This window comes from Sporofaciens sp. SGI.106, assembly GCF_050314255.1.
Classification (GTDB): domain Bacteria; phylum Bacillota; class Clostridia; order Lachnospirales; family Lachnospiraceae; genus Claveliimonas.
On the sequence record NZ_JBNPMZ010000056.1, the window covers coordinates 1 to 1,022 of the forward strand.

Annotated in this window: 2 protein-coding genes; both read left to right on the top strand. The window is 37.9% G+C overall.

Annotated elements, in window-relative coordinates; all coding sequences use genetic code 11:
- The first annotated feature begins 430 nt into the window (after positions 1 to 430).
- Positions 431 to 706 carry a type II toxin-antitoxin system Phd/YefM family antitoxin gene (locus ACQRCC_RS15535; protein WP_427851652.1) on the top strand — a complete coding sequence of 92 codons (276 nt, stop codon included), beginning with the start codon at positions 431 to 433 and terminating at the stop codon, positions 704 to 706.
- Between the two features lie 2 nt (positions 707 to 708).
- Positions 709 to 1,022: type II toxin-antitoxin system RelE/ParE family toxin (locus ACQRCC_RS15540; RefSeq protein ID WP_427851653.1), on the top strand; the 314-nt coding region annotated here is incomplete at its 3' end.

Genomic DNA, 1,022 nt, shown 5'->3' on the forward strand with positions numbered 1-1,022 from the left:
GATTTCATAATGAATTTAAAACAACTGTGAATAGTAACTATAATTGTTTGCGCAATAATGATTTCTTTCAAACTTATCACCTCTACCATAATTGTAACAGTAGACAAAATCAACTACAATGGATTCATAATTGATTTAGGTTGAAAAAATCAACTGTTGGTTGTTGATGGTATTCAAGACTCGCTCGCGAGTCTTGGCGCGGAATTCGGGTCTGCATAGCAGACATATTTCCAATCCGAATTCCTGCGCATCCTCGCGGAGCGTATATCAGATGGGGGATTGAAACCCGCCACTGATACATAATTGCTGCTCACCGCCTACAGAGGCGGGAGTCATCCCTCATCTGATATAAAAATTAACTGCTATATCAGTTGCATTAATAGGCATACGATGATATAATATGACTATATTTAAAAAAGGGGGAATTCATATGTTTTTACAAGAAACCATTCGTCCGTCTGCAGATTTAAGAAACCATTACAATGATATTTCCAAACTGTGTAAAGAGAATAGGGAAGCTGTCATAATTACTGTAAATGGCCGCGGTGATACGGTATCTCTTTCGTATGAAGATTATAAAACTATGAAAGCACGCATTGAATTACTGGAAATATTGGCAGAAGCTGAAGATGATGTAAAAAACGACCGGATTGCACCGATTTCCGATACATTCAATGACTTGCGAAAGATCCTTCAGGAGGGATAATTGTGAAATACGAGATTGTACGTACAGATGTTGCCGACAGCGGACTTAGAAAAATAATTCTTGGCATTGCACAAAATTTCGGTCCTGATGTTGCCTTACAAAAACTGGATGATATAGAGGAATCTATTCTGGCACTTGGAGATAACCCTTATCTTGGGAAAGATCCAAGATATCCTGTGCTGAAACGCCAGGGCTATAAAGTGTTGATCCTTGAAAAAGATTTAGTGTTTTATAAAATAAACGAAAAGAGAAAACGTATCACTATTTATGCTGTCATCGATCAGCGGCAGGACTATGTGAATATTCTTCGTGGTTT